At 36.7% G+C, this 515-nt stretch carries 1 protein-coding gene; it reads right to left on the bottom strand.

The annotated features are described in order from the left end of the window. The coding region (locus tag AMO08_RS04865; RefSeq protein ID WP_143323817.1) for a CHASE2 domain-containing protein at nucleotides 1–496 on the bottom strand (496 nt) is incomplete at its 3' end. Nucleotides 497–515 lie beyond the last annotated feature (19 nt).

Raw genomic sequence — 515 nt, forward strand, 5'->3', positions numbered from 1 at the left:
GAATGAAATGTGGTGCCAGCATTCCATTGACCTCTGCTACTAGAGGAATCCTACGCAAAACACCATCAAGATCAGGCTCAATATCTATAAAACCTACTCCTGATGATACTTCCATTAATTCTGAACTAGTCTTGTATCCAATATTAATTACATGTTTACCATCCATCGGACCAATGTGACTCAAATTATTCATTTTTAGTTCATCTAGAATTTCATCATTATGAATATTGAGTTCAAATGGCTCTTTAATACTACCAAAATCTACAGAGTAGGGATTAACTGCCATATATGATACTGCTAATTCATCAATTAGCCTTGACCATCCAACGGTATCAACAGTATTTGTGAACAAAATATCCATACCAAAACCAGCGGGGCCTCCATCTGTAATTTTTTTTACGGTTTCTGCATAATAATCATAGGGCCAGAGGTACTCATATCCGGATACAAGCTTTGAAGCATCATCTAAGGCAACCAGTACAACATCGGAATTCATTTCTGGTTCTTTTTCCAGA

The sequence above is a fragment of the Candidatus Pelagibacter communis genome (genome assembly GCF_001180205.1).
In the GTDB taxonomy this organism is placed as follows: domain Bacteria; phylum Pseudomonadota; class Alphaproteobacteria; order Pelagibacterales; family Pelagibacteraceae; genus Pelagibacter; species Pelagibacter ubique_O.